Below are 25,878 nucleotides of genomic sequence, written 5' to 3'. Positions count from 1 at the left end.
ATACGACTGGAAACCTGAGAGAAATGACAACACAAGCAATCGAATCCGCGCGCCGCGAGGGCGCGCGGCGGCACGGCGTCCGCGTCCGCGGCCGGGGGCGCGCATGACCGCGTACGCGTCTGCCGACGCAGTGGCGGCGCTCGTGCGCGATACCGAAGTGCACAAGGACCTCTATCTGTCGCCGCGGATCTTCGAGCTGGAGATGCGCCACCTGTTCGCGAATACGTGGGTGTACGTCGGCCACACGAGCCAGATTCCGGACACCGGCGATTACGTGACCACGACGATCGGCGCCGAGCCGGTCGTCATGGTGCGCCACGTCGACGGATCGGTGCGCGTGCTGCACAACCGCTGTTCGCACAAGGGTACGCAGCTCGTGACCGATGCGTGCGGCAACACGGGCACGTTCTTCCGCTGCCCGTATCACGCGTGGTCGTACCGGACCGACGGCAGCCTCTATGCGATCCCGCTGCGGCGCGGCTACGAGCACACGGGCTTCGAATCGTGCGAGGCGGGCAAGGGCATGCAGCCGGTCGGCGCGACGCACGACCATCGCGGCTTCGTGTTCTGCCGCCTGAGCCCGTCCGGCGTCGATTTCCACGACTACTTCGGCGACGCGCTGTCGTCGCTCGACAATCTGGTCGACCGCTCGCCGGAAGGGCGCGTCGAAGTCGCGGGCGGGGTGTTCCGCTACGTGCACGCGTGCAACTGGAAGATGCTGGTCGAGAACCAGACCGACACTTGCCATCCGATGGTCGCGCACGAATCGTCGGCCGGCACGGCCGTGCGCGTGTGGGAGCGCGACGGTGCGGACGGCACGAAGCCGATGGCGGTCGAGCTGCTGGAGCCGTTCATCCGGCCGCATGCGTTCTTCGAGCAGATGGGGTTGCGCGTGTGGCCCAACGGGCACGGTCACACGGGCACCGCCGATTCGATCCATGCGCGCTACACGCCGATTCCCGGTTATCACGAGAAGATGACGGCGGCCTACGGCGAAGCGCGCGCGGCGCGCATTCTCGGCGAGGTCCGCCACAACACGGTGCTGTTCCCGAACGCGATGGTGAAGGGGCCGATCCAGATCCTGCGCGTGTTCAAGCCGCTCGCGGTCGACCGCACGCTGGTGGAGTCGTGGTCGTTCCGCCTCGTCGGCGCGCCCGATTCGCTGTTCGAGCGCACGCTCGCGTACAACCGGCTGATCAATGCGCCGACATCGATCGTCGCGCACGACGATCTCGAGATGTACGAGCGCGCGCAGCGCGGCCTCGCGACGCAATCGCGCGACTGGGTGCACGTGGGGCGGCTGTTCGATCCGCAGGAGTTCATGCAGCCGACGTCGGAAACGAACGGCACCAGCGAGCAGCAGATCCGCAATCAGTTCCGCGCGTGGCTGCGCTACATCGCGCCCGCAGCAACGAAGGAGGCGACCGATGCGCACGTTTGCACCCGATGAGCTCGCCGGATTCGTCTACCTGGAAGCGCGCCTGCTCGACGAGCGGCGCTACGACGACTGGCTCGCGCTCTACGCGGACGATGCGCGCTACTGGATGCCGCTGTCGCCGGACCAGCCCGAGACCGGGCTGCATGGCGCGCTGATGGACGAGGACCAGTTGCTGCTGCGCATCCGCATCGAGCGGCTGGCCGGCCGCCGCACGTTTTCGCAGCAGCCGGCGAGCCGCGGCCACCATCTGCTCCAGCAGCCGCACGTCGAGCGCGCCGATCACGCGCGCGGCGCTTACGTATTGCGCACGCCGTTCCATTACGTCGAATCGCGGCGCGACGAGCAGACGCTGTTCGCCGGCTGGTACACGCACGAGCTCGCGGTGCGCGACGACGCGTTGCGCATCCGCGTGAAGCGCGTCGATCTCGTCAACGCCGACGCGCCGCTTGGCAGCATCCACTTGCCCGTATGACCGCACTGACCGCACTGACCGCACTGACCGCGCCGACCGCGCCGACCGCGCGGGCCCGTGCCAGCCTCCACCCACGCTCCCGATTCCATGAACGCCCCTGACTTCCCGCCGCGCACGCTGCCGTACATCGACACGCTGTACGACTACGGCGCCTTCCTTGCCCATACCGGCGGACGCCTCGGCGCGCTGCCGCCCGAATGCGCGCGCGACGCGCGGATCGCGATCGTCGGCGCGGGTGTCGGCGGCCTCGTCGCGGCGTGCGAGCTGCTGCGCGCGGGCGCACGGCACGTCGTCGTGTTCGAGGCAAACCGCGCGCGCGTCGGCGGCCGCCTGCTGACCCAGTCGATCAATCCCGATCCTCCACATCTGCTCGCCGAAATGGGCGCGATGCGCTTTCCGCCGTCGCAGGCCGCGCTCTATCACTACCTGGACCGGTTCGGCGTCGACAGCGCGTCCGCGTTTCCCGACCCGGGCGTCGTCGATACCGAGATCCACTATCAGGGGCATGCGTACCGCTGGCAGGCCGGCGATGCGCCGCCCGCGCTGTTCGACCGCGTCGACCGCGGCTGGCGCGCGTTCATCCGCGACGGCGTCCGGCTCGACGACGGCACGTCGCTGCCCGCGCCGGCCGAATTGACGGCGTTGCTGCGTGCGCATCGCTACGACGACGCGCAGCGCGGCTGGCAGCTGTACATCGACCGGTTCGGCGACGAGTCGTTCTATTCGGCGATCGTGAAGATCTTCACCGGCGCGACGCCCCCCGGCGGCGTGCGCTGGCGGAAAAGCGAGGACCTGCGCCTGTTCGGCACGCTCGGCATCGGGTCGGGCGGCTTCCAGCCCGTCTATCGCGCGTCGTTCCTGGAGATCCTGCGGATCGTCGTCAACGAGCTCGAGGTCGACCAGCGGCTGGTTCCGGCCGGCATCTTCGCGCTCGCGCAGGGGCTGCTGGACGACGGCGCCGACGGCGCGCGCGTGCGCGAGCGCATCGTGTACGCCGCCGTGCGCGGCGTCGCGAAGCAGCCGGACGGCACGTTCGCGCTGTCGCTCGACGACGGGTCGACGCAGGTGTTCGATCGCGTGATCGTCGCGACGACCACGCGCGCGATGCAGGTCGGCATGGGCATCACGGGCATCGCGAACCTGTTCGCGCCGGACGTCGTTCGTGCGATCAACGAGACTCACATGGTCAGCTCGTCGAAGATCTTCGTGCTGACCCGCGACAAGTTCTGGCTCAAGCACGGGCTGCCGCACAACATCCAGACCGACACGCTCGCGCGCGGCATCTACTGCCTCGACTACGCGCCCGACGATCCCGATGCGCACGGCGTCGTGCTGATCAGCTACACGTGGGAAGACGACTCGCACAAGATCCTGTCGCTCACCGACAAGATCGAGCGGTTCAAGCGGCTCGTCGCCGAGATCGGCGTGGTGTCGCCGGCGTTCGCCGCGCATCTGCGTCCGCTCGACGACGACTACGCACGCAACGTCACGAGCCACGACTGGCTGTCGGACCGCTACGCGCTCGGCGCGTTCAAGCTGAACTATCCGGGCGAGGACGTCCACTCGCAGGCGCTGTTCTACCAGTTCCAGACGGCGGCCGACCCGTCGACGGACCGCGGGATCTATCTGGCCGGCTGCTGCTGCTCGTTCACGGGCGGCTGGATCGAGGGCGCGGTGCAGACCGCGATCAACGCGGCGAGCGCGGTGATCCGCAGCCTCGGCGGCACGCTGGCCGACGGCAATCCGCTCGACGCGATGCGCCGCCGCTACCGGTACGATGACTGACGCCGCCCGCGCGAACGCGCGCGGCGGCTATGTGTCGAGCTCGGGGTAGTGCCGGAAGATCCCCATGTCGTTGAACGGAATGCGGCGTTCGGACGCGAGATAGCGTGCGACGGGCGGATGCTGCGCGACGCGGTCGTGCAGCCCGACCAGCCCGGCGACTTTCCGCTCCGCGCGCGCCATCGCCTTCGGGAACGCGTAGCGCAGGCCCTCGATCAGCTGGAACATCGACAGGTCGGCGTAGCTCAGCGCGTCGCCCGCGATGTAGCCGCGCTTGTGCGGATTCCGTTCGAGCACGCCGTCGAAATAGCCGAGGAACTTCGGCAGGCGATGCGCGAGGAAATCCTTCGCACGCGCGGCGGCCTCCGGCATCTGGTCTTCGTAATACAGGCCGCTCGCGATCGGGTGATGCGTGTCGTGAATCTCGGTGACGAAGTCGCTCACCGTCAGCTGCAGCTGATGCACCCATAGCCGCCCGGCTTCGTCCGTCGGCGCGAGGCCGAGCCGCGCGCCGAGGAACAGCAGGATGTTCGCGGTCTGCCCGACGATCTGGTCGCCGGCCTTCAGGAACGGCGGCGCGAACGGCACGCATTCGACCGATGCGCCTTCCATCACGCGCATCATCGCCGGCACGCCCATGCCGCGTCCGGAGCGGCGTGCGACGTCCACGTATTCCGCTTCGGCGGCCTCGAGCGCGAGCCGCACGAATTCACCGCGGCCCTGGATGTCGGGCCAGTAATAAAGCGCGTAACGCATGCTGTTCTCCCGTCCGCTGGATCGAGGCTTCGATGGAACCGATGGCTGCCCGACAATGCTATCGACGCCCGGCGGCGAATGACAGTCCGGGAAACGGTGGGCAACGCGCCGCCGGGTTTCATCGTCGTTTTCTCCGGGATTCGCGCCGGGACATGCTGCGTTGCACCGGCGGTCTGAAACGGATTCTAAAGCGCCTGACGATTTGATCGAACCGGATTCGATACGCGCCGATTTGCACGTTGGCGCCGCGTCTTTGGGAATCGTGCAACACTGACGAGCGCTTCCATGGCGCGCGGTGCCCGGCGCCTCCCGCGGCGGGCTTCGGCCGCCGCTTCGTTATCAACCGTTGGTCCCTGTCGAGGAGAGGATGATGAATGCACGTAGCATGATCGTTGTTGCAGGCATCACGTTGTTGTCGTCGCTGGCGTGTTACGCGCAATCGGGCGCGTCCGATGCCGCGGCGCCCGGGATGCAGGCCGCGCCGGCCACATCCACGTCGCCTCACACGGCGAAAAAGGCAGAACGCGCGGCGAACCGCGCATTCGCGAAAAAGGTGCGGCTGGCGATCGTGAAGTCGCCCGGCGTCGGCAATGCGCAGGTCACCGTGTTCGCGAAAGCCAAGACCGGAGAGGTGACGCTCGCGGGATTCATGACCGAAGCGGGGCAGGGCAAGGCTGCGGAGGACGCGGCGCGCCAGGTGGCGGGCGTGACGTCGGTGACGAACAAGATTCAGCTTCGTCTCGAGGGCGGTCAGTGACGCGGCGGCCCCGGCGCGAATCCTTGCATGAAATCCGACCCGGCGCGTGCGCCTGAAAGCGCCGCATGCGCAGCCGCGCAGGCAGCGCTTGCGCGAGATCACCGCGCCGCATCGCGAAGGATACTTCGCGGTTCGGCCGGTCCGGCAGTCCCGCGAGGATCCGTCCGATGAAAGACAGCGCGAGGCAGGCCGTCGCACCGCTGTGTGCGCAACCTGTCCGCGCGGTCGTCCCACCCGAACCTTGCCGCAGGCGGATGCCGCGCATAATGTTTAAGCGCTGGCGCCCGGCAGGAGAAGAGGTGGCATGTACTGCGCAAACTGCGGATTCGAGAACCTCGCCGAGGCCCGCTTCTGCGAAGCGTGCGGGGCCATGCTGTCGCGCACCTGTCCGCGTTGCGGTCACGAGGCGAGCCCTTCCGCCAGATTCTGCAATGCCTGCGGCGCACAGCTGACCGATGCGCGTGTGGAACCCGCGCCGCGCGCGCAGCCGGTTTCCGAACCCGCTCTTGCACCGATCCATTACACGCCGCACCACCTTGCCGAGCGCATCCTCGCCGAGCACGCGGCGATGGAAGCGCGGGGCGAGACCGCCGGCGAGCGCAAGACCGTCACCGCGCTGTTCGCGGACATGGCCGGTTCGACCGCGCTGATCCACGACCTCGACCCGGAAGAGGCGCACCGCCTGATCGACCCCGTCGTCGCGCTGATGATGGAAGCGGTCCACTACTACGAAGGCTATGTGGCGAAGTCGCTCGGCGACGGCATCCTCGCGCTGTTCGGCGCGCCGATCGCCCACGAGGACCATCCGCAGCGCGCGCTGTTCGCGGCGCTGCGGATGCAGGAAGCGATGCGCCGGCACGGCGACCGGGTTCGTCTGGAGAAAGGCATCCCGCTGCAGATCCGCGTCGGCGTGCATACCGGTGAAGTCGTCGTGCGCTCGATCCGCACGGACGACCTGCATACCGATTACGACCCGGTCGGGCATACGATCCACATCGCGTCACGGATGGAGGGGATTGCGACGCCCACGTCGATCCTCGTCAGCGACTCGACCCACAAGCTGGCCGAAGGCTACTTCGAGTTCAAGGCGCTCGGGGCCACCCAGGTCAAGGGCATTCCGGAGCCGCTGTCGGTGTACGAGGTGCTGGGTCCCGGCGTGCTGCGCACGCGGTTGCAATTGTCTGCACATCGCGGCCTCGCACGGTTCGTCGGTCGCGATGCCGAGCTGGCACACCTGCACGGCGCGCTGGAAGAGGCCAAGGCGGGCCGCGGTCGGGTCGTCGCGGTGGTCGGCGAGGCCGGGGTCGGCAAGTCGCGGCTGTTCCATGAATTCAAGGCGCGCTCGCGGCGCGGCTGTCTGGTGCTCGAAACCTTCTCGGTGTCGCACGGCAAGGCCTTTGCGAACCTGCCGCTGATCGAACTGCTGAAGAACTATTTCCAGATCGCCGCGGACGACGACGAACGGCGCTGCCGCGAGAAGGTCATGGGCAAGGCACTGACGCTCGAGCGCGGCTTCGAGGCGCTCGTGCCTTACCTGCTGTATCTGCTGGGCAGCGGCGAACCCGGCTCGGCGCTCGCGGAGATGGATCCGCGGCTCCGCCGCGACCGGACCTTCGACGCAATCATCCGGCTGCTGACGCGCGAGAGCCGCGACCAGCCGATCGAGCTGCTGTTCGAGGACCTGCAATGGCTCGATCGCGAGACCGAAGCGTTTCTTGCCTGCCTGATCGAACAGGTGCCGGACACGCGGATCCTGCTGCTCGTGAACTACCGGCCCGAGTACCGGCCGGGCTGGCCATCCGCGGATCATTGCACCCAGTTGCGACTCGAACCGCTGGGCCCGGCCGAGGCGCAGGGGCTGCTCACCGCGCTGCTCGGCGACGATCCGGGGCTCGGCCCCATCAGGCAGCTGATCCTCGAGAAGACGGAGGGCAATCCGTTCTTCATGGAGGAAGTGGTCCAGGCGCTCGTCGAGGAGCAGACGCTCGTCGGCGAACCGGGCCGCTACCGCGTCGTGCGGACACCGGCCGCGCTGCACATCCCGACCACCGTCGAAGGCGTGCTGGCCGCTCGTATCGACCGGCTGCCCGTCTCGGAGAAGGAGTTGCTGCAGACGCTCGCGGTGATCGGCAAGGAGTTTCCGTTCAGCCTGATCCGGCGCATCTGCGGCGAGCGCGTCGCGCACACCGACAACGACCTGCGCCAGTTGCTGGCCCACCTGGAAGCGGCGGAGTTCATTTACGAGCGGCCCGCGTTCCCGGAAGTGGATTACTCGTTCAAGCACGCGCTGACGCAGGAAGTGGCCGGCCATTCGCTGCTCACGGAGCGGCGCAACGCGCTGCACGAGCGCACCGCGCAGGCGATCGAGGCGCTGTTTCCGACGCGGATCGCCGACTATTGCAGCGAGCTCGCACATCACTACAGCCTGAGCGGCAATCTTCCGAAGGCCGTCGAGTACCTGCATCGCGCTGCGCAGCAGGCGCTCCGCCACGCTGCGCATCCGGATGCGATGCACCATCTCGGCGCTGCGCTGGAGTTGCTGAAGCGCCTGCCGGACACGCCCGCGCGCGCGCAACAGGAGCTGACGCTGCTGCTCGCGCTGGGCCCCGTGCTGATGGACGTGCGGGGCTATGGCACGCCCGAGGTGGCCGCGACTTACTCGCGCGCGATGGCGCTGTGCGAGCAGACCGGCGACATGTCGCAGCGCTTCGCGGCGCAACTGGGATTGCGGATCCACTTCATGACGCGCGCGGAGTATGCGACGGCGCGCGAACTCGGCAAGCAGATGCTGCGCACGGCGCGCAGCGCGAAGGATCCGGGCCTGCTGCTGGAGGCGCACGGCGCACTCGGCGCATGTCTGTTTCTGCAGGGGGATCTCGATCGCGCCCGCGTCCACCTCGAACAGGCGCTGGCGATCTACGACCCCGAGCAACATCAGGCCCACGTGTTCGCGCACGGCGTGGATCCGGGCATCCGGGCCCTGAACTTTCTCGCGCTGATCTCGTGGCTGCAGGGATACCCCGATCAGGCGCACGCGCGGATCCTGGAAGCGCTGGCCCTTGCGCAGAAGCTCGCCTATGGCCCGACGCTGGCGTTCACGCTGGCTTACGCGGCCGAGGTGCATCAGCTGCGGCGCGAGGTCGAGCCGACGCGCGAGCATGCAGAGGCGCTCTTCACCGTCGCGACCGAACTGGGGCTGCCGTACTGGCTCGCATGGGGAACGATTTTCCGCGGCTGGGTGCTGGCTGAACGAGGCGGCCTGTCGGAAGGCATCGCACAGATGCGCGAAGGTCTCGCGGCGGGACGGGCAGCGGGCGGCGTGGACCAGCGTTCGTACTTTCTTTCGCTCGCGGCCGACCGCTGCCAGTGCGCAGGCGACGCGGACGCCGGCGCGGCGCTGCTCGACGAGGCGATGGCGATCGTCGCGAGGACCGGCGAGCGTTGTTTCGAGGCGGAGCTGCACCGGCTCAAGGGGAACGCGATGCTCGACGCAAGCGCGATGCCCGGTGCGCCGGACGAGGGCGCATCTTCATATGCTTGCAGCGGCGAAGCCGAAGCGTGTTTTCTCAAGGCGATCGCCGTCGCGCACGACCAGGGCGCCCGCTCGCTGGAACTGCGCGCGATATCGAGCCTCGCGCGCCTGTGGCAGCGTGCAGGCAGGATCGACGAGGCCCGGCAAGCGTTGTCGGACGTGTATGGCCGCTTCACCGAAGGCTTCGACACGGCCGACTTGCGCGACGCGAAGGCGCTGCTCGATGCGCTCGGGTCCGTTCGGACGAATCCCTGACGGCCGCACTAAGTACGCTCGACGCGATGCCGGCCCGCCGGTTACACAGCCGGCTGGCTCGAGTCGGCTCGCGTGTCGTTGACGATGAACCTCGAACCGTGACGTTACCTTTGCATTTCCTGGACCGTCAGACCTTTGTTGCGAGTCAAGCCCAAAGCCTATGCACGGTCATCGAGGGGCGCTCGATGCAGGGCGGAAACACGCACCAGCCGCCATCGTCGTGTCGAAAGAAAAAGATAGCTCGCGGGCCCGCCGAGGTAGACGCCTCGACGTGCGCGTAGCGCCTCGCATCTCCGTGCAAATGCCCGAACCGGAGGACGCGGATGTGCCCGCGCGGACCGGGTGCAAGCCACTTTTCGACCAGGCAGTGCAGCGACTTCTCGGTGACGTTCATGGTCAGCTCCTGCGACCTTCCCCCTTGGCTCTTCTTGCCGGCGCCCTCGAACGAGGGGGGCGTTGCACGGTGCATCGGGATGATCACAAGAGTAGGGCACCCGATGTATTCGCGACAGTCAATGTTTTTTATTGTCACGATAACAAATGAATAATGGATTGCCTGGCGGCGACCGACTGTTCAGGAATCCAGGTGCGACGTTATCGTTATCATAAAAATAATTAATTATTCTTATCGATTACCGGAAATTATCGTTTTCGCCATGTGTTGGATCGGCAAGGGTGAGGGTCGGTCAATTTCGTGGGCGGCATTAATGATTCAAATTAATTAATAAGGCATGCAAACGTATAGTTCGGTCCGTGGCGAATCGAGCGAACGGGCCTGTCGTGGTTCCGCAACCCGGATCAGGAGGTGATGAAAAGTCGACCTGGAAAATTCGACCTTATGTGTGGAAATAATTTCGGAGTGCATAAGATACTCGTAGGAGGAGACGTTGAGAGTAAGGAAGACGAAATCGCTTTATGCGTCGGCGCGGCCGCTCTTGATTGCGGCAGGCGGCGTGGTCTTTTCGGGAGGGGCGTTTGCGCAGGCAAATGCCGCGAGTGATCAGACGCAGGAAATCCGGTTGTTGAAGCAGCAGATGGAAGCGCTCAACAAGAGGCTCGACGAGCTCATGGTGAGGCAGGCTCGGCCAACGGGCACTCAGGCAACAAGTAGTCAGACAGCGAGCAGTCAGCAGGCAGCAAGTTCCAGCGGCGCTGGCGCGAGCGCTGGAGCGGCACCAGGCGCCCAACAGGCGTCCAGTGACGATCACTCCGACTGGGGCGCAGGCTTGCCACCTCGCCTGAAATCGCTGCTGGCAGCGCTTGGGAACATGGAGTTCTACGGCAACCTGGACCTTTCCGTCGACTATGCAACCAAGGGGCTCGACAAGGCTTATCTGACGCCAGGCGGGCAAACCGTCGCGCCGAGAGGTCGGATGGGGTGGCAACCGGACGTCTCGTCGAATCTTTCATACATCGGGGTTCGCGGCAAGCAACCGTTCGGCTCCGGCACCGGGCTCGCTTTCGTGTATCAGTTGGAAACGCAATTGGACATTTCAGCGACGTCCGGCACGTCCAATTCGAACTCTGCCCAGGACTCGACCGTCAAGGGCGCACTGACGTCACGAAACAGCTTCATCGGCGTATCGTCGCCTTCGTGGGGCTCGCTCAAGATCGGCAAGACCGACGCGCCCTACAAAACGTCGACGGCCCGCATGAATCCGTTCTCCGGCACGTGGGGCGACTACTCCGTCATCATGGGTAACACCGGGGGAGACAATCGCGTTGAGTTCGGTACGCGACTGGATCACGCAATCTGGTACGAGTCACCGAATTTCCACGGATGGACGCTCAATGCACTGGTTTCGCCTGGCCAGAACCGGGGCTTCGAAAATTCGGTGCAGGCGGCCGGCGAATCGAACTGTACGGGGGGGAATATTCCGGGGAGTGGCGGCAATCCGGTGGCTTGTAACGACGGCAGCTATGGGTCGGCGTATAGCGTCAGCCTTGGCTATACCCACGGTCCGCTCTACCTGACCACGGCCTATGAATTGCACGTCGGGGTGAACCGCTCGAGCGATGTCACGAATACGCCTGCTGCGCTGGCGTCTCCGGACGGGACCGACCCGAACGACTTCGGAAACGAATGGGCGTGGAAAATCGGTGCGCAATACACGTTTCCCACCGCTACGACAGTCAGTGGCATCTTCGAAGTGCTGCGCAGAAACATTCCCGCCTATCTGCAAACGCAGAACGAACGCAGCCGTAACGGCTTCTGGATTGCCGTGACACAGGAAGTCACGCCCAAAGACAGCGTCAGCGTGGGTTGGGGGCATGCGAACCGCACGCCGGGAGATCCTGGGCAACGCAATACGGCGCCCGCCGACCCGAACGCCGTTGGCATTCCGAATCCATCCAACGGAGCCAACTTGCTGACCGCGATGTACAGGCATGCGATCGACAAACATATGACCGTGTATGCAGACTATGGCGTGGTCTTCAATCAGAAGCTGGCGCACTATGCGCTGGGTGCGGGTGGGCGAAGCGTCACCACGGATTGTCACGACGGCAGTTCGATCTCGAGCGGCGCGCCGTTCTGCTTCGCGGGCGGCAGGGAGATGGGCTTCTCCATTGGTATGAACTACAAGTTCTGAGCCCGATCAGCACTTCTTGAGTCAAGCGCGCGACGACCCGGTTTGGGTCGTCGCGCGCTTTCGGCTTGCACGCTTGCGGACGCGCAACCGCCAGCGCGCCGATCGATTCGTGCCGATCGGCGACGCAAATCCCCGGTCAGGCGCCAAGAAGCGCCGGCAAGCTCAAGTCAACCGAGACTCGCATGCCCGCCGACGTCGATTGCGGCACGCTCGCGGCGCGATTCACGCCCTTCGCAGACCCGGCCAGCGTAGGGAGGCACTGCGGCAGACGGGCGTTTTTCTTTTCGAGAATCGCCTGGCTCAGGAATTCCGCACTGTATGCGTGGAGCAGATGCTTGTGATGGTCCTCGATGTACGCGGCGATCCGCGCTCGTTCGCAGTCGATCGTCGCGAGCGAGAGGAGGGTTTGCGCGTCCCAGCGAAAGCGCAGGCCAAGCTCGGCGAACGCCGTGTTGTAGGCGCAGAGCTGTGCGTGCACGTCGCGGTCATGCTCGAGTTCATGCCCCGCGCTATGTACCTGACCCATGTTCGTCTCCTTCAGTTGAGAGGTTCAACCGAAGAGTAGGAACAGCGGTAGATAAATAATAGTTAAAGTTTTTATTGGAAATCATAAGCGATCGTCTATGTATCGTGTGCTCGCGAGGTTTTCTTGAATTACGGCGGCCATGTGATATACCGTATAAAAAATATTTCTACTTCGGCCGCTGCGCTGCAACATGTCGCCAGACAGCTTATGCAGGAATCTTTCAAGAATAGGGGACACATTACCGATGAGTGCTGATACGCATGAGGACGCTTGTCCGACGCCAGTCGCGTTGGCGCTGACGCCGATCAATGCTGCTGCTTCGCTGCGCAGCCAGGCGTACGCGAGACTGAAACAGGCAATCGCCGAAGCCGACATCTATCGCTCGAACGAGGAGGTCCGGCTCGACGAGAAGGAACTGACCGAAGCGCTCGGTGTAAGCCGAACGCCAGTGCGTGAAGCGATGACGCTGCTCGAGCAGGAGGGATTCCTGCGCACGATACCGCGGCGCGGCGTCTACATTCTGCGCAAGACGAAGAAGGAGATCATCGAGATGATCTACATGTGGGCGGCGCTCGAGAGCGTAGCCGCCCGGCTTGCGACGCTGCGCGCGTCCGATGCGGACATCGCGGCGCTGCGCCATATGTTCGACCATTTCAGCGAGACGACGCCGGCAGACCACATCGATGAATACTCTGACGCGAACATCGCGTTTCACCAGGCGATCGTCCAACTGTCCAAGTCGCAGATCATCATCGACACGATTCAGAACATCTTCATGCACGTGAGGGCGATTCGCCGGATGACGATCGCGCAAAGCGACCGCTCGTCACGCTCGATCGGCGATCACATGCGCATCATCGAAGCGCTCGAGCGGCGCGACACCGAGCTGGTCGACGAGCTCGTTCGCCGGCACTCGCTCGAGCTTGCGGCGTTCGTCGAAGCCAACTGCGATTTCCTCGACTGAGCGATGCGCGCGGCCTGATCGAGGCCGCTGCGCGGGCACCCGTGTCCGCTGCGTACCGACTTGACCTCGCGCGGCAGCAACCGCTGCCTCGTCTTCCCTGCATCTTCCCTTTTCATCCGCATCCGATGCTTTACGACCGGCGGGCAATGCCGCGTCAGCGGCATCGCCCGCCGGTTTTTGCTGCTATGCCGCATCGAAAATTGCGTGAGCGAGGATTGACAAATACTGTGCGTGGTATATGGTATATCACAAATCACGCCCCCTTAGGAGGAGACGCCATGGCAGAAGTCGTTGGAATCATCCAGCCGCAGGCCGCCACTGCAAAACAGCCCCAGGAGATGACGGATGGCTTCCACCTCGTCATCGATGCACTGAAGCTGAACGATATCGACACGATCTTTGGACTGGTCGGTATTCCGATCACCGATCTGGCCCGCCTTGCGCAAGCCGAAGGCATGCGCTTCATCGGCTTTCGTCACGAACAGAATGCAGGCAACGCGGCTGCGATCTCCGGCTACCTGACCCAAAAGCCGGGAATCTGCCTGACCGTGTCCGCGCCAGGCTTCCTGAACGGTCTGACCGCACTTGCCAACGCGACCACCAACTGCTTCCCGATGATTCTGATCAGCGGCTCCAGCGAGCGTGAGATCGTCGATCTGCAGCAGGGTGATTACGAAGAGATGGATCAGCTCAATGCCGCCAAGCCGTATGCGAAGGCGGCCTATCGTGTCCTGCACGCCGAGGACATCGGCATTGGTGTTGCACGCGCGATCCGTGCGGCCGTCTCCGGTCGTCCCGGCGGTGTCTATCTCGACCTGCCGGCGAAACTGCTGGCCCAGACGATCGATGCAGCGAAAGCGAAAGAATCCCTGGTACGCGTCGTCGACGCTGCCCCGCGTCAGATTCCCGCGCCGGATTCAGTCAAGCGTGCACTCGATCTGTTGAGGAATGCGAAGCGGCCTCTGATTCTTCTGGGAAAGGGCGCGGCCTACGCCCAGGCGGACGCGCAAATCCGCGCGTTCGTCGAGAGGAGCGGCATCCCTTACCTGCCGATGTCCATGGCCAAGGGCCTGCTGCCCGACACGCATCCGCAATCGGCATCGGCGGCGCGCTCGTTCGTGCTGGCGGAAAGCGACGTCGTGGTGCTGATCGGCGCGCGCCTGAACTGGCTCCTGTCGCACGGCAAGGGCAAGACCTGGGGTGAGCCGAAGCAATTCGTCCAGGTCGACATTTCGCCGACCGAAATCGACAGCAACGTCGCCATTGCGGCGCCGGTCATCGGCGACATCGGCTCCTGCGTCTCGGCCATGCTTGCCGGCATCGATGCCGGCTTTGGCAAGCCTGACGCCGCATGGACGGGGGCGATCGAAGCGCGCAAGCGCAAGAACCTCGAGAAGATGGCGGCAACGCTCGCGCAGAACCCGTCGCCGATGAACTTCCACAGCGCGCTTCGCGCGATTCGCGACGTGCTGAAAACGCGCCCGGACATCAACGTCGTCAATGAAGGGGCCAATACCCTCGACTACGCGCGCAGCATCATCGACATGCATGAGCCGCGCAAGCGCCTCGATTCCGGCACATGGGGAATCATGGGCATCGGGATGGGCTTTGCGATCGGCGCGGCGGTCACTAGCGGCAAGCAGGTCGTCGCGATCGAGGGCGACAGCGCGTTCGGCTTCAGCGGCATGGAACTGGAGACCATCTGCCGCTACGACCTGCCCGTTTGCACCATCGTATTCAACAACAACGGTGTCTATCGCGGCACCGACGTGAACCCGACCGGGGGCAAGGATGTCGCGCCTACCGTATTCGTCAAGGGCGCACGCTACGACAGGATGATCGAGGCATTCGGCGGCATCGGCTTCCACGCGACGACGCCGGAAGAGCTGACCGACGCCCTGCTCAAAGCCATCGAATGCGGCAAACCGACGCTCATCAACGCAGTCATCGACGAAGCCGCGGGCACCGAGAGCGGCCGGTTGACGAATCTCAACCCGCAAAGCGCGGCAATGAAGAAATGACGTTTGCCATCCCAGGAGATTTCAAGTGACTAAGCCCCTCGACGGTATCAAGATCATCGACTTCACCCATGTTCAGGCCGGTCCTGCCTGTACCCAGATGCTGGCCTGGTTCGGCGCCGATGTGATCAAGGTCGAACGTCCCGGCGCCGGCGACGTGACGCGCAACCAGTTGCGCGACATCCCGAATGTCGATGCGCTGTACTTCACGATGTTGAACAGCAACAAGCGCTCGCTTACGCTGGATACGAAGAAGCCCGAAGGCAAGGAAGTGCTGGAGCGGCTGGTTCGCGAATCAGATGTGCTGGTGGAGAACTTCGGTCCGGGCGCACTCGACCGGATGGGGTTCTCGTGGGAGCGGCTCAAGGAGCTCAATCCGAAAATGATCGTCGCGTCGGTCAAAGGCTTCAGCGACGGCCATCACTACGACGACCTGAAGGTCTATGAAAACGTCGCCCAATGCGCAGGCGGCGCCGCATCGACCACCGGCTTCTGGGACGGCCCGCCGACGATCAGCGCCGCAGCGCTCGGTGACAGCAACACGGGCATGCACCTTGCGATCGGCATTCTGACTGCGCTGATCGGGCGAGCCAAAACCGGAAAAGGTCAAAAGGTGGCCGTGTCGATGCAGGACAGCGTGCTGAACCTGTGCCGCGTCAAGCTGCGCGACCAGCAGCGTCTCGAGCGGGTCGGCTACCTCGAGGAGTATCCGCAGTATCCGCACGGCACGTTCAGCGATGTCGTGCCGCGCGGCGGCAACGCCGGCGGCGGCGGCCAGCCGGGCTGGGTGCTGAAGTGCAAGGGCTGGGAAACGGACCCCAACGCGTATATCTACTTCACCATCCAGGGCCACGCGTGGGAGCCGATCTGCCGGGCGCTCGGCAAGCCCGAATGGATTGATGACCCCGCTTACAAGACCGCCGAGGCGCGTCAGCCGCACATTTTCGAAATCTTCGCGACGATCGAGGCATGGCTGGCCGACAAGACCAAGTTCGAAGCGGTGGACATCCTGCGCAAGTTCGATATTCCGTGCGCGCCGGTGCTGACGATGAAGGAACTTGCCAACGATCCGTCGCTGCGCGCGAGCGGCACGATCGCGGAAGTCCCGCACAAGGAGCGCGGCACCTATCTTACGGTGGGCAGCCCGATCAAGTTCTCCGAACTCAAGCCCGAAATCACCGCTTCGCCGCTGCTGGGCGAGCACACCGAGGAGGTACTGGCAGGCCTCGGATATAGCAAGGAGCAGATTTACAACTTGCGGGAGGTCAAGGCCGTCTAGCCGTGCAGGCCAGCACAGCCAGGCCTGTACGGGGGAATCATCCCGAAAACCGCACGATCGGCGTCCGAACCGGGCGCCGTCCTGTGCCGAACACGACAGTCATCTCCAACTCGGGTACCGCCATGCAAAAAGCAGTCATCGATTTCGAGCAAATAGTCAAGGCCATCGGCGACGCGATCATCGTCTCGGATCCTCGCGGGGCCATCACCCTGTGGACCCCCGCGGCCGAGCGCATGTTTGGATTCGCGCAAAGCGAGGCGCTCGGGCGGTCGCTCGACCTCATCATTCCGGAGCGCCTGCGGGGCCGTCATTGGGACGGCTATCACAAGACGATGGCTACCGGGCAGACACGTTACGGCAACGACGTGCTGCGGGTGCCCGCCGTGCATAAGGATGGGCGCGCGATGTCGATTGCATTTACGGTCGCCTTGCTGCATTCGCCACAGGGGGAGCTGACCGGGATCGTGGCGCTGATTCGCGACGAAACGAGCCGTTTCCAGGAAGAGCGCAATTTGCGCAAGCGCCTGGCGGAATTGCAAGTCCAGGCTGGAGCCTGACGCTGTGCGCTGCCGTCTTGCCAGGCTCGCCGCTGCCGCGCTTGCGGCGCGAGGAAACTGCGAAACGCCCCGCATTGAACGCTCGAGTGACGAGCACCCGTGAGGTATCCCATGCACATAGAGGTTCTTGGACAATACAGGATCGAATTGTCCGCCATGCAAATGATCCACAACGGTGGATGGGCTGCCTACGCGGCGGTTCGCCTGCTTGCGCACGATTCGCGGAAAAAGCCGGATCTCCTTCCGTACCAGCGGGTTGTCGACGAGAAAGTCTTTGAAAGCGAAGCGGCGGCCATAGCCGGCGCCCGAGACGCCGCGATGGCGCTGCTGCGATCGAATCATCAGTAACACTAACAACGCTGTCGCGACGCAATCCTTGATGCGTTCACGATCGGTCGGCCTCGCGCGAATGCTGGTCGGGCGGGGACCTATAAAAGTCAATTCGGAGACAGGAAATGGGCAAGGCTCTGGACGGCGTGCGCGTCCTCGATTTCACGCACGTGCAATCGGGCCCGACGTGCACGCAACTGCTGGCGTGGTTCGGCGCTGACGTGATCAAGGTGGAGCGGTCGGGCTCGGGCGACATCACGCGCGAGCAACTGCGCGATATCCCTGACGCCGACAGCCTCTACTTCACGATGCTCAATCACAACAAGCGCTCGGTCACGATCGACGCGAAGCATCCGGAAGGCAAGCGGGTGCTGGAAGCATTGATCCGGAAATGCGACGTGCTGGTGGAGAACTTCGCGCCGGGCGTGCTCGACCGGATGGGCTTTACGTGGCAGCACATCCAGGCGCTCAATCCGCGGATGATCGTAGCGTCGGTGAAGGGCTTTGGCCCGGGGCCATTCGAAGACTGCAAGGTCTACGAGAACGTTGCGCAATGCGTGGGCGGCGCGGCGTCGACCACGGGCTTCGACGACGGGCCGCCTGTCGTGACCGGTGCACAGATAGGAGACAGCGGCACCGGCCTCCATCTCGCGCTCGGCATTGTCACGGCGCTATATCAGCGCCAGACGACCGGACGCGGGCAGAAGGTGCTCGCCGCGATGCAGGACGGTGTGCTCAACCTGTGCCGCGTGAAGCTGCGCGACCAGCAGCGGCTCGAGCGCACGGGCGTGATGAAGGAGTATCCGCAATATCCGAACGGCAAGTTCGGCGACGCAGTACCACGCGCGGGCAATGCGTCGGGCGGCGGTCAGCCGGGCTGGATCCTGAAGTGCAACGGATGGGAGTCGGATCAGAACGCCTATATCTATTTCATCGCGCAAGCGCCGGTCTGGCCGAACATCTGCAGCCTGATCGGCAAGGAGGACTGGATCACCGATCCCGACTACGCAACGCCTGCTGCCCGCTTGCCGCACCTGAAGGAAATCTTCGCGGAGATCGAGCGCTGGACGATCACGAAGACGAAATTCGAGGTCATGGCGATCCTCAACAAGTACCACATTCCGTGCGGACCGATCCTGTCGATGAAAGAGATTGCCGAAGATCAGTCGTTGCGCGAAACAGGCACGATCGTCGAAGTCGATCACCCCGTGCGCGGCAAGTATGTGACGGTCGGCAACCCGATCAAGCTGTCCGACAGCCCCACTGAAGTCACGCGCTCGCCGCTCCTCGGCGAACACACCGACGAGGTGCTGGCCGAATTCGGCTTTGACGGGGAGAAGATCGCACATTTGCGTGCCGTCGGTGCGATCTGACCGCATCGGCGACGCATCGTCATGGCGATGCCTGAAAAATCACGTATAGGAGACACCCGATGACTTCGTGGGTACGCTTTGAGCGAGCCGACGGCCAACCTGGCTTCGGCATGCTGCAGAACGATCGCATCACCGAGTACGACGGAAACATGTTCGATGATCCGGTCCGGACCGACACGCACTTGAGGCCGGGCGAGGTAACGCTGCGCAGTCCTTGCGTGCCGACCAAGGTTGTCGCGCTGTGGAACAACTTTCATGCGCTGTCCGAGAAACTCGGCAAGGCGGCGCCGTCTCATCCGCTGTTCCTGATCAAGCCGCCGTTGTCGGCGGCCGGTCCGGGCGAATTCATCCGGCGTCCGAAGAGCTATGCAGGCAAGATTGCCTACGAAGGCGAGCTCGGCATCGTGATCGGCAAGCGTTGCAGCAACGTGTCGGTCGAAGCGGCCGCGCAACACATCTTTGGCTTTACCTGCGTCAATGACGTAACGGCTGCCGAATTGCTGAACGAGGACCCGAATTTTGCTCAATGGTGCCGCTCGAAGGGCTTCGATACGTTCAGCTGCATCGGCCCTGTCATCCGGACCGATTTCGACTGGCGCGGCGCGCGCGTGGTGACACGGCTCGATGGTGTCGAGCGACAGAACTATCTGCTGGCCGACATGATCTTCACTCCCGAAGAGCAGGTGAGCCTGATCTCGCAAGACATGACGTTGATGCCCGGCGACGTGATTGCGTGCGGCACGTCGCTCGGTGTCGGATCGATCAAGGACGGCTCGACGGTCGAAGTGTCGATCGACGGGATCGGTGCGCTGTCGAACGCGCTGCGAGCAGGGAACTGACATGGCCAGGACAATTGCGGTACCACGCGAGATCCATGCGGGGGAGCGCCGTGTCGCGGCGACGCCCGAGACAGTGGGTCAACTGCTGAAGCTGGGCTTTGCGGTGAGCGTCGAGGCAGGCGCGGGCGAGCGGGCCGCGTTCGATGACGACGCGTACCGTGCTGCGGGTGCGCAGGTGATCAGCGATACGCAGACGCTGTGGGCCCGCGCCGATCTCGTCATCAAGGTTCGTGCGACGGAGCTTCATCCGGTGCTCGGCGTCGACGAAGCGATGCTGCTGAAGCAGGGCGCCACGCTGATCAGTTTCGTCTGGCCGGCTCAGAACCCGGCGCTGCTCGATCGTCTCGCCGAGCGCGGCGCGAGCGTGCTGGCGATGGACTGCGTGCCGCGCATTTCACGCGCGCAGAAACTCGATGCGCTCAGCTCGATGGCGAACATGGCGGGCTACCGCGCGGTGATCGAAGCCGCACATCATTTCGGGCGCCTGTTCACCGGACAGATCACCGCAGCCGGCAAAATGCCGCCCGCGAAGGTGCTGGTGATCGGCGCGGGTGTCGCAGGACTCGCGGCGATAGGCGCGGCGCGGGGGCTGGGCGCGATCGTGCGCGCATTCGACACGCGGCCCGAGGTCGAGCAGCAGGTTCAAAGCATGGGCGCCGAATTTCTCGGGCTGAACCTGGACGAGGAAGGTAGCGGCGGCGGCGGCTACGCGAAGGAAATGAGTGCGAAGTTCATCGAAGCAGAGATGGCGCTCTTTGCCGCTCAGGCGAAGGAGGTCGACATCATCGTCACGACCGCGCTGATTCCGGGCAAGCCGGCGCCGAAGCTGATTACTGCTGCGATGGTGAACAGCATGCGGCCGGGCAGCGTGATCGTCGACATGGCCGCCGAACAGGGCGGCAACTGCGAGCTCACGCAGCCCGGACAAGCGGTGTCCATGCATGGCGTGACAATCATCGGTCACACCGATCTGCCGAGCCGGATGGCGACCCAGTCGAGCCAGCTATACGCGACCAATATTCGCCACCTGCTGACCGACATGACACCGCAGAAAGACGGCGAACCGCGCATCGACATGAATGACGATGTGATGCGCGGTGCGACGGTCGTGTATCAAGGCAACATCAGCTGGCCCGCGCCGCCGCCGAGGCAGCCCGCAATCGCGCCGCACCGGCCGCAGCCGGTCGCGAAGCATGCGGCGAGCCCTGCCGATTCAGCGGCGCCTGCCGAGGCCACACGTCGCTCCAGGTCCATCGCGCCATTGCTGTTCGCAATCGCTGCCATTGCGCTGCTTGCGCTGGGCGCAGTCGCACCGTCGACGTTCGTCGCTCATCTGACGGTGTTCGTGCTGGCGGTGTTCGTCGGCTATCACGTTGTCTGGAACGTGACGCCTGCGTTGCATACGCCGTTGATGAGCGTGACCAACGCGATCAGCGGAATCATCGTGATCGGCGCACTGATGCAATTCGGCGCATCAAGCGTGCTCGTCAGCGTGCTGAGCGGTACTGCGTTGCTTGTTGCGATGATCAACATCGCGGGCGGGTTTCTCGTGACCCGGCGCATGTTGAGAATGTTCCAGCGAAGCTGAGGAGCGGCCATGTTGAATGGAATTGGAAATATTGCGTATCTGGGGGCCAGTGCGCTGTTCATCCTGAGCCTGCGCGGACTGAGTCATCCGACGACCGCTCGCCGCGGCAACGTCTACGGCATGACCGGCATGATGATCGCGGTGCTGGCGACGTTGTTGATCGTGCAAGGCGCCGGGCTGGAGATCGTGCTCGCGGCGTCGGCGGCAGGCGCGGGGGTGGGGGCATTGCTCGCTCGGCGCGTCGAGATGACGCAAATGCCCCAACTGGTTGCCGTGCTGCACAGCTTTGTCGGGCTGGCGGCGGTGCTGATCGGCTTCACGAACTACGTGATGCCGGCTTCCCGGTCTGGAGGAGCGGAGTGGATCATTCATGGGACGGAGATCTACCTGGGCGTCTTTATCGGCACCATCACGTTCGCAGGGTCCGTCGTCGCGTTCCTGAAGCTGCAGGGCACGATCAGCGGCAAGCCGCTCGTCCTGCCAGGCAGGCATGCGTTGAACCTGATCGTGCTCGCAATCTGCGTCGCCGTCGGCTACCGGTTCCTCACCGCGGCCTCGAACGAAGACGGCATCCGCGCACTGCTCGAAATGACCTTGCTTGCTGCGGCGCTCGGCGTGCACCTGGTGATGGCGATTGGCGGCGCCGACATGCCGGTCGTCGTGTCGATGCTGAACAGCTACTCGGGCTGGGCGGCCGCGGCCACCGGCTTCATGCTGAGCAACGACCTGTTGATCACGACTGGCGCGCTCGTCGGCGCGAGCGGCGCGATCCTCAGCTACATCATGTGCCGTGCGATGAACCGCAGTTTCATCTCAGTCATTCTCGGCGGCTTCGGTGCAGCGAGCGCGGCGAGTTCGGCCGACGTCGCGGGCGAGGTCGTGCCTACCACGGTCGATGAAGTCGGCGCGATCCTGCGCGATGCGGCCGAGGTGATCATCGTACCGGGCTACGGCATGGCCGTCGCACAGGCGCAGACGACGATCAGCGAAATTACGCGCAAGCTCAACGGACTGGGGGTCCGGGTGCGGTTCGGCATCCATCCTGTCGCGGGACGGCTGCCGGGGCATATGAACGTGCTGCTGGCCGAAGCAAAGGTGCCCTACGACATCGTGCTCGAAATGGATGAAATCAACGACGACTTCGCCAACACGGACGTCGTACTCGTGATCGGCGCGAACGACATCGTCAATCCGGGTGCCCTCGAGGATCCGGCCAGCCCGATCGCCGGCATGCCGGTGCTCGAGGTGTGGAAGGCACGCACGGTGGTCGTGTCCAAGCGCAGCATGGCAACCGGCTATGCCGGCGTCGACAACCCGCTGTTCTACAAGGAAAACACACGAATGCTGTTCGGCGACGCGAAAGGGAGCGTCGACGCATTGCTCAAGCAGCTCGGCGCCTGACGGACCGGTGCCATGACCCCGGCACTCGACAGTCACGGCGTCTCGCGATCGTGCGGCGCGGCCGGTCTGGCATGCCATCAGACGTGTCGCGCGCCATTCATTTCATACCGGTGATCGATCATGCTCCGTCAACGCAAAGCAAAGATTGTTGCAACCCTCGGCCCCGCGACCGCCGATCTTCAAACGGTCACGCAATTGTTTAGCGCCGGTGTGGACGTGTTCCGTCTGAATTTCAGTCACGGTTCGCACGACGATCATCGGCGACGATATGAGCTGGTGCGCGAGGTCGAACATAGCTCGGGCAGACCCGTTTCGGTGCTGGCAGACATGCAGGGTCCGAAACTGCGTGTCGGCCAGTTCGCCGCAGGCAAGGTGACGCTCGCGGCCGGTGAATGTTTCGTGCTCGACCGGAACCCGGTGCATGGCGACGTCGACCGGGTGCACCTGCCTCATCCGGAACTGTTCGAGGTGGTCGCGGGAGGGCAGTCGCTGCTTCTCGATGACGGAAAGCTGCGCCTGGAAGTGCTCGACAACGACGGCGAGAGAATCCGGACGCGCGTGATGCACGGTGGCGTCTTGTCGGATCGCAAGGGTGTCAACGTTCCCGACACCATTCTGCCGATTCCCGTCCTGACCCGGAAAGACCGGATCGACCTGGAGTTTGCGTTGTCGCTTGGCGCAGACTGGATCGCGCTGTCCTTCGTGCAGCGCCCCGAAGACCTGATCGACGCGCGCGCGCTCATCGGCGAGCGCGCGGGGCTCATGGTCAAGCTGGAAAAGCCCGCGGCGCTCGATCGGCTCGACGAGATCGTGAGCGCCGCGGACGCCGTGATGGTTGCGCGCGGCGACCTGGGCGTCGAGCTTCCCCCGGAGCGTGTGCCCGGCGTGCAGAAGCGCATTCTTCGCTCGTGCCGCAACCGTGGCAAACCCGTCATCATCGCCACGCAGATGCTCGAATCGATGATATCCGCTCCGGTGCCCACGCGCGCAGAGGCATCGGATGTCGCGACGGCCATCTACGATGGCGCGGACGCCGTCATGCTGTCCGCAGAATCGGCAAGCGGCGCTTATCCCGTGCAGGCTGTTGCGATGATGGACCGGATTGTCCGCGAGGTAGAGCAGGATCCACTCTATAGGGGCCTGCTCGACGCACAGCACGAACTCCCGCTGCACACGCCCGGGGACGCGATCTGTGCCGCGCTGCGGGATGTCGCGCAGACGATTTCCGCCGTTGCCGCCGTCACGTATACGACTTCCGGGCACACGAGCCTGCGGGCAGCCCGGCAGCGCCCGATCGCGCCGATTCTCAGCATCACGCCGAAGCTGTCTACCGCGAGGCGCCTCGCACTGACCTGGGGTGTGCATTCCACGGTCAGCCCTGATGTCGAATCGGTCGACGAGATGGTGAGCGCCGCGTGCGGGATCGCGATGCAAGAGGGTTTTGCGCGTTCCGGGGACCATGTGGCGATCGCCGCTGGTTTCCCGTTCGGCGAGCCGGGCACAACGAACATGTTGCGCATTGCCAAGGTGTGACGCGATGCTGCGGATTACTCGTCGGGTTCCCCCGGGGTTGTTCGGCGGCCGCGAGCCGCGCTTTCATTCTTTATGGAGTCCAGATGCATAAGGAGTTTATAACCAAGACGATAAGTAATATTGATTATCGTTAATGGGTCAGGGCGGCGATCATGTTTGGCAAGCAAATCGTCGATGCCCGGTCGCACATTGCGCCATGTGCTGCATGACCGAACCGAGCAGCCCGACAGTGTGCCAGTCGGGCGAGCGAATCAATAAACAATGGATGGAGACAGAGATCGTGACTCAAACCTACACGGCCGCCGGCAGCTATACGGCCAGGCGACATAACCGGTGGGTCCAGCTGGCAGCCGGCATCGTCTGCATGGGGCTGGTCGCCAACCTGCAGTACGCGTGGACCCTCTTTGTCGTCCCGATGGATGCAAGACATCACTGGGGGCAGGCGGCCATCCAGCTTGCGTTTTCCATTTTTGTCGTCACGGAGACCTGGCTGGTCCCCGTCGAAGGTTGGCTGGTCGACAGGTTCGGTCCCCGCCCGGTCGTGATCGGGGGCTCGATCTGCGCAGCACTGGGCTGGGTTCTCGATGCCTACGCCCCGAGCTTGCCGGTGCTTTACGCCGCCGCCGTCATTTCCGGCATCGGAGCGGGATGCGTTTATGGAACGTGCGTGGGCAACGCCCTCAAGTGGTTTCCGGACCGGCGCGGGCTGGCCGCCGGCCTGACTGCGGCTGGATTCGGCGCTGGCGCTGCGCTGACGGTTATCCCGATCTCCAACATGATCCAGCGTTCCGGCTACGAGCATGCGTTTGTCTTTTTCGGGCTGCTCCAGGGCGGCTGCATTCTGCTGCTCGCGATCTTGCTCGTGCGTCCGAAGCCGCCGGCTCATGCAGCGGGGCTGAAGCGCATCGTCGCAACCAAGACCGACTACACGACGAAGCAAATGGTGCGCGCGCCGCTCTTTTGGGTCATGTACGCGATGTTCGTATGCGTGGCTGCGGGCGGCATCGTCGCCACCGCGCAGATCGGTCCGATCGCCAAGGAATACGGATTTTCGGCAATGCCGGTCAGCGTATTCAGCGTGACGTTGCCGCTGCTGACAATGACGCTGTCGATCAACAATCTGTGCAATGGCTTCACGCGCCCGCTGTGCGGCTTCATCTCCGACCGGATCGGCCGTGAGAACACCATGTTCATCACTTTCACCGGCGAAGGCGCGGCATTGTTGGGACTGATGTACTTCGGGCACAACCCCTACCTGTTCATGATGTGTTCCGCAATCGTATTCCTCTGCTACGGCGATATCTTCTCGAACTTTCCGGCGACCTGCGCCGATACGTTCGGCGCCAAATACGCAGCGGGCAACGCCGGCACGCTTTACACGGCGAAGGGGACGGCCGCCATCCTGGTCCCCGTCGCTTCGCTGTTGTCTGCGTACGGCGGGTGGAACTCGGTGTTCGTTTTCTTCGCGTGCATCTCGTTGCTGGCGGGCCTGGCGGCGAAGCTCGTCCTGTATCCGATGCGGCGCCGCTGGATTCTTGACTCGGCCGAGCCCGGCAATGCGTTGGCAAAGCGCTTTCAGGCATCGCTCGGCAGTTCGCGTGAATGAGTGCTGCTGAAGGTGCGCTCGCTGACGGATCGCAATGTCCGGCAGGTAAGTGAAGTCTTCCCAACGCCGCTTGGCAGGAAAGGATCATGGTCCATCTCGAAGAGTTGATTGAACGTCATGTCAGCTGCGGAAGGTCGCTCGTCGCGATCCTGCACGCGATCCAGGACGATGCAGGCTACGTGCCGCCGGGCTGCGTCGCACCGCTCGCGAAGGCGCTGAACCTGTCGCGCGCCGAGGTGCATGGCGTCCTCACGTACTACCACCACTTCCGCACCGCACCG

The 25,878-nt window shown here is 64.1% G+C and carries 21 protein-coding genes; 18 read left to right on the top strand and 3 right to left on the bottom strand.

Going from position 1 to position 25,878, the window contains the following annotated elements:
* Positions 1–103 precede the first annotated feature (103 nt).
* The 3 genes from ACV229_RS30895 (at position 104) to ACV229_RS30885 (ending at position 3,695) form a co-directional block, all read left to right on the top strand.
* Positions 104–1,450 (top strand): aromatic ring-hydroxylating dioxygenase subunit alpha, encoded by a 1,347-nt coding sequence (locus tag ACV229_RS30895; protein WP_448086881.1) that lies wholly within the window; start codon positions 104–106, stop codon positions 1,448–1,450.
* Positions 1,428–1,910, top strand: a complete 483-nt coding sequence (locus tag ACV229_RS30890; RefSeq protein ID WP_448086880.1) for an aromatic-ring-hydroxylating dioxygenase subunit beta — start codon at positions 1,428–1,430, stop codon at positions 1,908–1,910. The genes ACV229_RS30895 and ACV229_RS30890 overlap by 23 nt, the downstream gene beginning before the upstream one ends.
* 87 nt (positions 1,911–1,997) lie before the next feature.
* Entirely contained in the window at positions 1,998–3,695 is a 1,698-nt protein-coding gene (locus ACV229_RS30885) for a flavin monoamine oxidase family protein (RefSeq protein ID WP_448086879.1), read from the top strand.
* Positions 3,696–3,722: 27 nt separating this feature from the next.
* Here ACV229_RS30885 and ACV229_RS30880 read toward each other — a convergent pair whose 3' ends face one another.
* Positions 3,723–4,448, bottom strand: a complete 726-nt coding sequence (locus tag ACV229_RS30880; RefSeq protein WP_448086878.1) for a glutathione S-transferase — start codon at positions 4,446–4,448, stop codon at positions 3,723–3,725.
* Between the two features lie 370 nt (positions 4,449–4,818).
* Between ACV229_RS30880 and ACV229_RS30875 the strand changes: the two genes are divergently transcribed.
* Positions 4,819–5,205 (top strand): BON domain-containing protein, encoded by a 387-nt coding sequence (locus tag ACV229_RS30875; protein ID WP_448086877.1) that lies wholly within the window; start codon positions 4,819–4,821, stop codon positions 5,203–5,205.
* A gap of 304 nt (positions 5,206–5,509) precedes the next feature.
* A complete protein-coding gene (locus tag ACV229_RS30870; RefSeq protein ID WP_448086876.1) occupies positions 5,510–8,992 on the top strand; it encodes an adenylate/guanylate cyclase domain-containing protein in 3,483 nt (1,160 codons plus the stop codon).
* A 145-nt stretch (positions 8,993–9,137) separates the two neighbouring features.
* On the opposite strand, the gene ACV229_RS30865 is transcribed toward ACV229_RS30870, so the two are convergent.
* Positions 9,138–9,386 carry a hypothetical protein gene (locus ACV229_RS30865; protein ID WP_448086875.1) on the bottom strand — a complete coding sequence of 83 codons (249 nt, stop codon included), beginning with the start codon at positions 9,384–9,386 and terminating at the stop codon, positions 9,138–9,140.
* 493 nt (positions 9,387–9,879) lie between these two features.
* Here ACV229_RS30865 and ACV229_RS30860 point away from each other — a divergent pair, with 493 nt between their 5' ends.
* Positions 9,880–11,583 carry a porin gene (locus ACV229_RS30860; RefSeq protein ID WP_448086874.1) on the top strand — a complete coding sequence of 568 codons (1,704 nt, stop codon included), beginning with the start codon at positions 9,880–9,882 and terminating at the stop codon, positions 11,581–11,583.
* A gap of 136 nt (positions 11,584–11,719) precedes the next feature.
* On the opposite strand, the gene ACV229_RS30855 is transcribed toward ACV229_RS30860, so the two are convergent.
* On the bottom strand, positions 11,720–12,061 hold the full coding sequence (locus tag ACV229_RS30855) for a hypothetical protein (protein ID WP_448086873.1): 342 nt from the start codon (positions 12,059–12,061) through the stop codon (positions 11,720–11,722).
* 292 nt (positions 12,062–12,353) lie between these two features.
* Between ACV229_RS30855 and ACV229_RS30850 the strand changes: the two genes are divergently transcribed.
* From ACV229_RS30850 to ACV229_RS30795, 12 genes are all read left to right on the top strand, one after another.
* Complete coding sequence (locus tag ACV229_RS30850; RefSeq protein WP_448086872.1) at positions 12,354–13,073, top strand: GntR family transcriptional regulator; 720 nt, start codon at positions 12,354–12,356, stop codon at positions 13,071–13,073.
* Positions 13,074–13,351: 278 nt separating this feature from the next.
* On the top strand, positions 13,352–15,094 hold the full coding sequence (gene oxc, locus ACV229_RS30845) for an oxalyl-CoA decarboxylase (RefSeq protein ID WP_448086871.1): 1,743 nt from the start codon (positions 13,352–13,354) through the stop codon (positions 15,092–15,094).
* Positions 15,095–15,119: 25 nt separating this feature from the next.
* Positions 15,120–16,370, top strand: a complete 1,251-nt coding sequence (frc, locus tag ACV229_RS30840) for a formyl-CoA transferase (RefSeq protein ID WP_448086870.1) — start codon at positions 15,120–15,122, stop codon at positions 16,368–16,370.
* A 122-nt stretch (positions 16,371–16,492) separates the two neighbouring features.
* Positions 16,493–16,927, top strand: a complete 435-nt coding sequence (locus tag ACV229_RS30835; RefSeq protein ID WP_448086869.1) for a PAS domain-containing protein — start codon at positions 16,493–16,495, stop codon at positions 16,925–16,927.
* Positions 16,928–17,083: 156 nt separating this feature from the next.
* Positions 17,084–17,275: a hypothetical protein gene (locus ACV229_RS30830; RefSeq protein WP_448086868.1), complete on the top strand. Its 192-nt coding sequence runs from the start codon at positions 17,084–17,086 to the stop codon at positions 17,273–17,275.
* 107 nt (positions 17,276–17,382) lie between these two features.
* Positions 17,383–18,630: a formyl-CoA transferase gene (gene frc / locus ACV229_RS30825; protein ID WP_448086867.1), complete on the top strand. Its 1,248-nt coding sequence runs from the start codon at positions 17,383–17,385 to the stop codon at positions 18,628–18,630.
* Positions 18,631–18,689: 59 nt separating this feature from the next.
* Complete coding sequence (locus tag ACV229_RS30820; protein WP_448086866.1) at positions 18,690–19,469, top strand: fumarylacetoacetate hydrolase family protein; 780 nt, start codon at positions 18,690–18,692, stop codon at positions 19,467–19,469.
* Between the two features lies 1 nt (position 19,470).
* Positions 19,471–21,057 carry a Re/Si-specific NAD(P)(+) transhydrogenase subunit alpha gene (locus tag ACV229_RS30815; protein ID WP_448086865.1) on the top strand — a complete coding sequence of 529 codons (1,587 nt, stop codon included), beginning with the start codon at positions 19,471–19,473 and terminating at the stop codon, positions 21,055–21,057.
* 9 nt (positions 21,058–21,066) lie between these two features.
* Complete coding sequence (locus tag ACV229_RS30810) at positions 21,067–22,458, top strand: NAD(P)(+) transhydrogenase (Re/Si-specific) subunit beta (RefSeq protein ID WP_448086864.1); 1,392 nt, start codon at positions 21,067–21,069, stop codon at positions 22,456–22,458.
* Positions 22,459–22,578: 120 nt separating this feature from the next.
* Positions 22,579–23,991 (top strand): pyruvate kinase, encoded by a 1,413-nt coding sequence (gene pyk, locus ACV229_RS30805; RefSeq protein ID WP_448086863.1) that lies wholly within the window; start codon positions 22,579–22,581, stop codon positions 23,989–23,991.
* A 265-nt stretch (positions 23,992–24,256) separates the two neighbouring features.
* A complete protein-coding gene (gene oxlT / locus ACV229_RS30800; RefSeq protein ID WP_448086948.1) occupies positions 24,257–25,597 on the top strand; it encodes an oxalate/formate MFS antiporter in 1,341 nt (446 codons plus the stop codon).
* An 86-nt stretch (positions 25,598–25,683) separates the two neighbouring features.
* On the top strand, positions 25,684–25,878 hold a 195-nt coding region (locus ACV229_RS30795; protein ID WP_448086862.1), incomplete at its 3' end, for an NAD(P)H-dependent oxidoreductase subunit E.

The organism is Burkholderia sp. MR1-5-21, from assembly GCF_053427715.1.
The sequence above is the reverse complement of the archived record's forward strand: the minus strand, read 5'-3'. Positions and strand labels throughout refer to the sequence as shown.

What these genes read in the sequence shown, in the direction of transcription:
- oxc (WP_448086871.1), top strand. Translation starts at nt 13,352, where the DNA reads ATGGCAGAAGTCGTTGGAATCATCCAGCCGCAGGCCGCCACTGCAAAA.
- ACV229_RS30815 (WP_448086865.1), top strand. Translation starts at nt 19,471, where the DNA reads ATGGCCAGGACAATTGCGGTACCACGCGAGATCCATGCGGGGGAGCGC.
- ACV229_RS30820 (WP_448086866.1), top strand. Translation starts at nt 18,690, where the DNA reads ATGACTTCGTGGGTACGCTTTGAGCGAGCCGACGGCCAACCTGGCTTC.
- ACV229_RS30835 (WP_448086869.1), top strand. Translation starts at nt 16,493, where the DNA reads ATGCAAAAAGCAGTCATCGATTTCGAGCAAATAGTCAAGGCCATCGGC.
- oxlT (WP_448086948.1), top strand. Translation starts at nt 24,257, where the DNA reads ATGGAGACAGAGATCGTGACTCAAACCTACACGGCCGCCGGCAGCTAT.
- ACV229_RS30885 (WP_448086879.1), top strand. Translation starts at nt 1,998, where the DNA reads ATGAACGCCCCTGACTTCCCGCCGCGCACGCTGCCGTACATCGACACG.
- pyk (WP_448086863.1), top strand. Translation starts at nt 22,579, where the DNA reads ATGCTCCGTCAACGCAAAGCAAAGATTGTTGCAACCCTCGGCCCCGCG.
- ACV229_RS30810 (WP_448086864.1), top strand. Translation starts at nt 21,067, where the DNA reads ATGTTGAATGGAATTGGAAATATTGCGTATCTGGGGGCCAGTGCGCTG.
- ACV229_RS30850 (WP_448086872.1), top strand. Translation starts at nt 12,354, where the DNA reads ATGAGTGCTGATACGCATGAGGACGCTTGTCCGACGCCAGTCGCGTTG.
- ACV229_RS30880 (WP_448086878.1), bottom strand. Translation starts at nt 4,448, where the DNA reads ATGCGTTACGCGCTTTATTACTGGCCCGACATCCAGGGCCGCGGTGAA.
- ACV229_RS30875 (WP_448086877.1), top strand. Translation starts at nt 4,819, where the DNA reads ATGAATGCACGTAGCATGATCGTTGTTGCAGGCATCACGTTGTTGTCG.
- ACV229_RS30870 (WP_448086876.1), top strand. Translation starts at nt 5,510, where the DNA reads ATGTACTGCGCAAACTGCGGATTCGAGAACCTCGCCGAGGCCCGCTTC.
- ACV229_RS30895 (WP_448086881.1), top strand. Translation starts at nt 104, where the DNA reads ATGACCGCGTACGCGTCTGCCGACGCAGTGGCGGCGCTCGTGCGCGAT.
- frc (WP_448086867.1), top strand. Translation starts at nt 17,383, where the DNA reads ATGGGCAAGGCTCTGGACGGCGTGCGCGTCCTCGATTTCACGCACGTG.
- ACV229_RS30830 (WP_448086868.1), top strand. Translation starts at nt 17,084, where the DNA reads ATGCAAATGATCCACAACGGTGGATGGGCTGCCTACGCGGCGGTTCGC.
- ACV229_RS30865 (WP_448086875.1), bottom strand. Translation starts at nt 9,386, where the DNA reads ATGAACGTCACCGAGAAGTCGCTGCACTGCCTGGTCGAAAAGTGGCTT.
- ACV229_RS30890 (WP_448086880.1), top strand. Translation starts at nt 1,428, where the DNA reads ATGCGCACGTTTGCACCCGATGAGCTCGCCGGATTCGTCTACCTGGAA.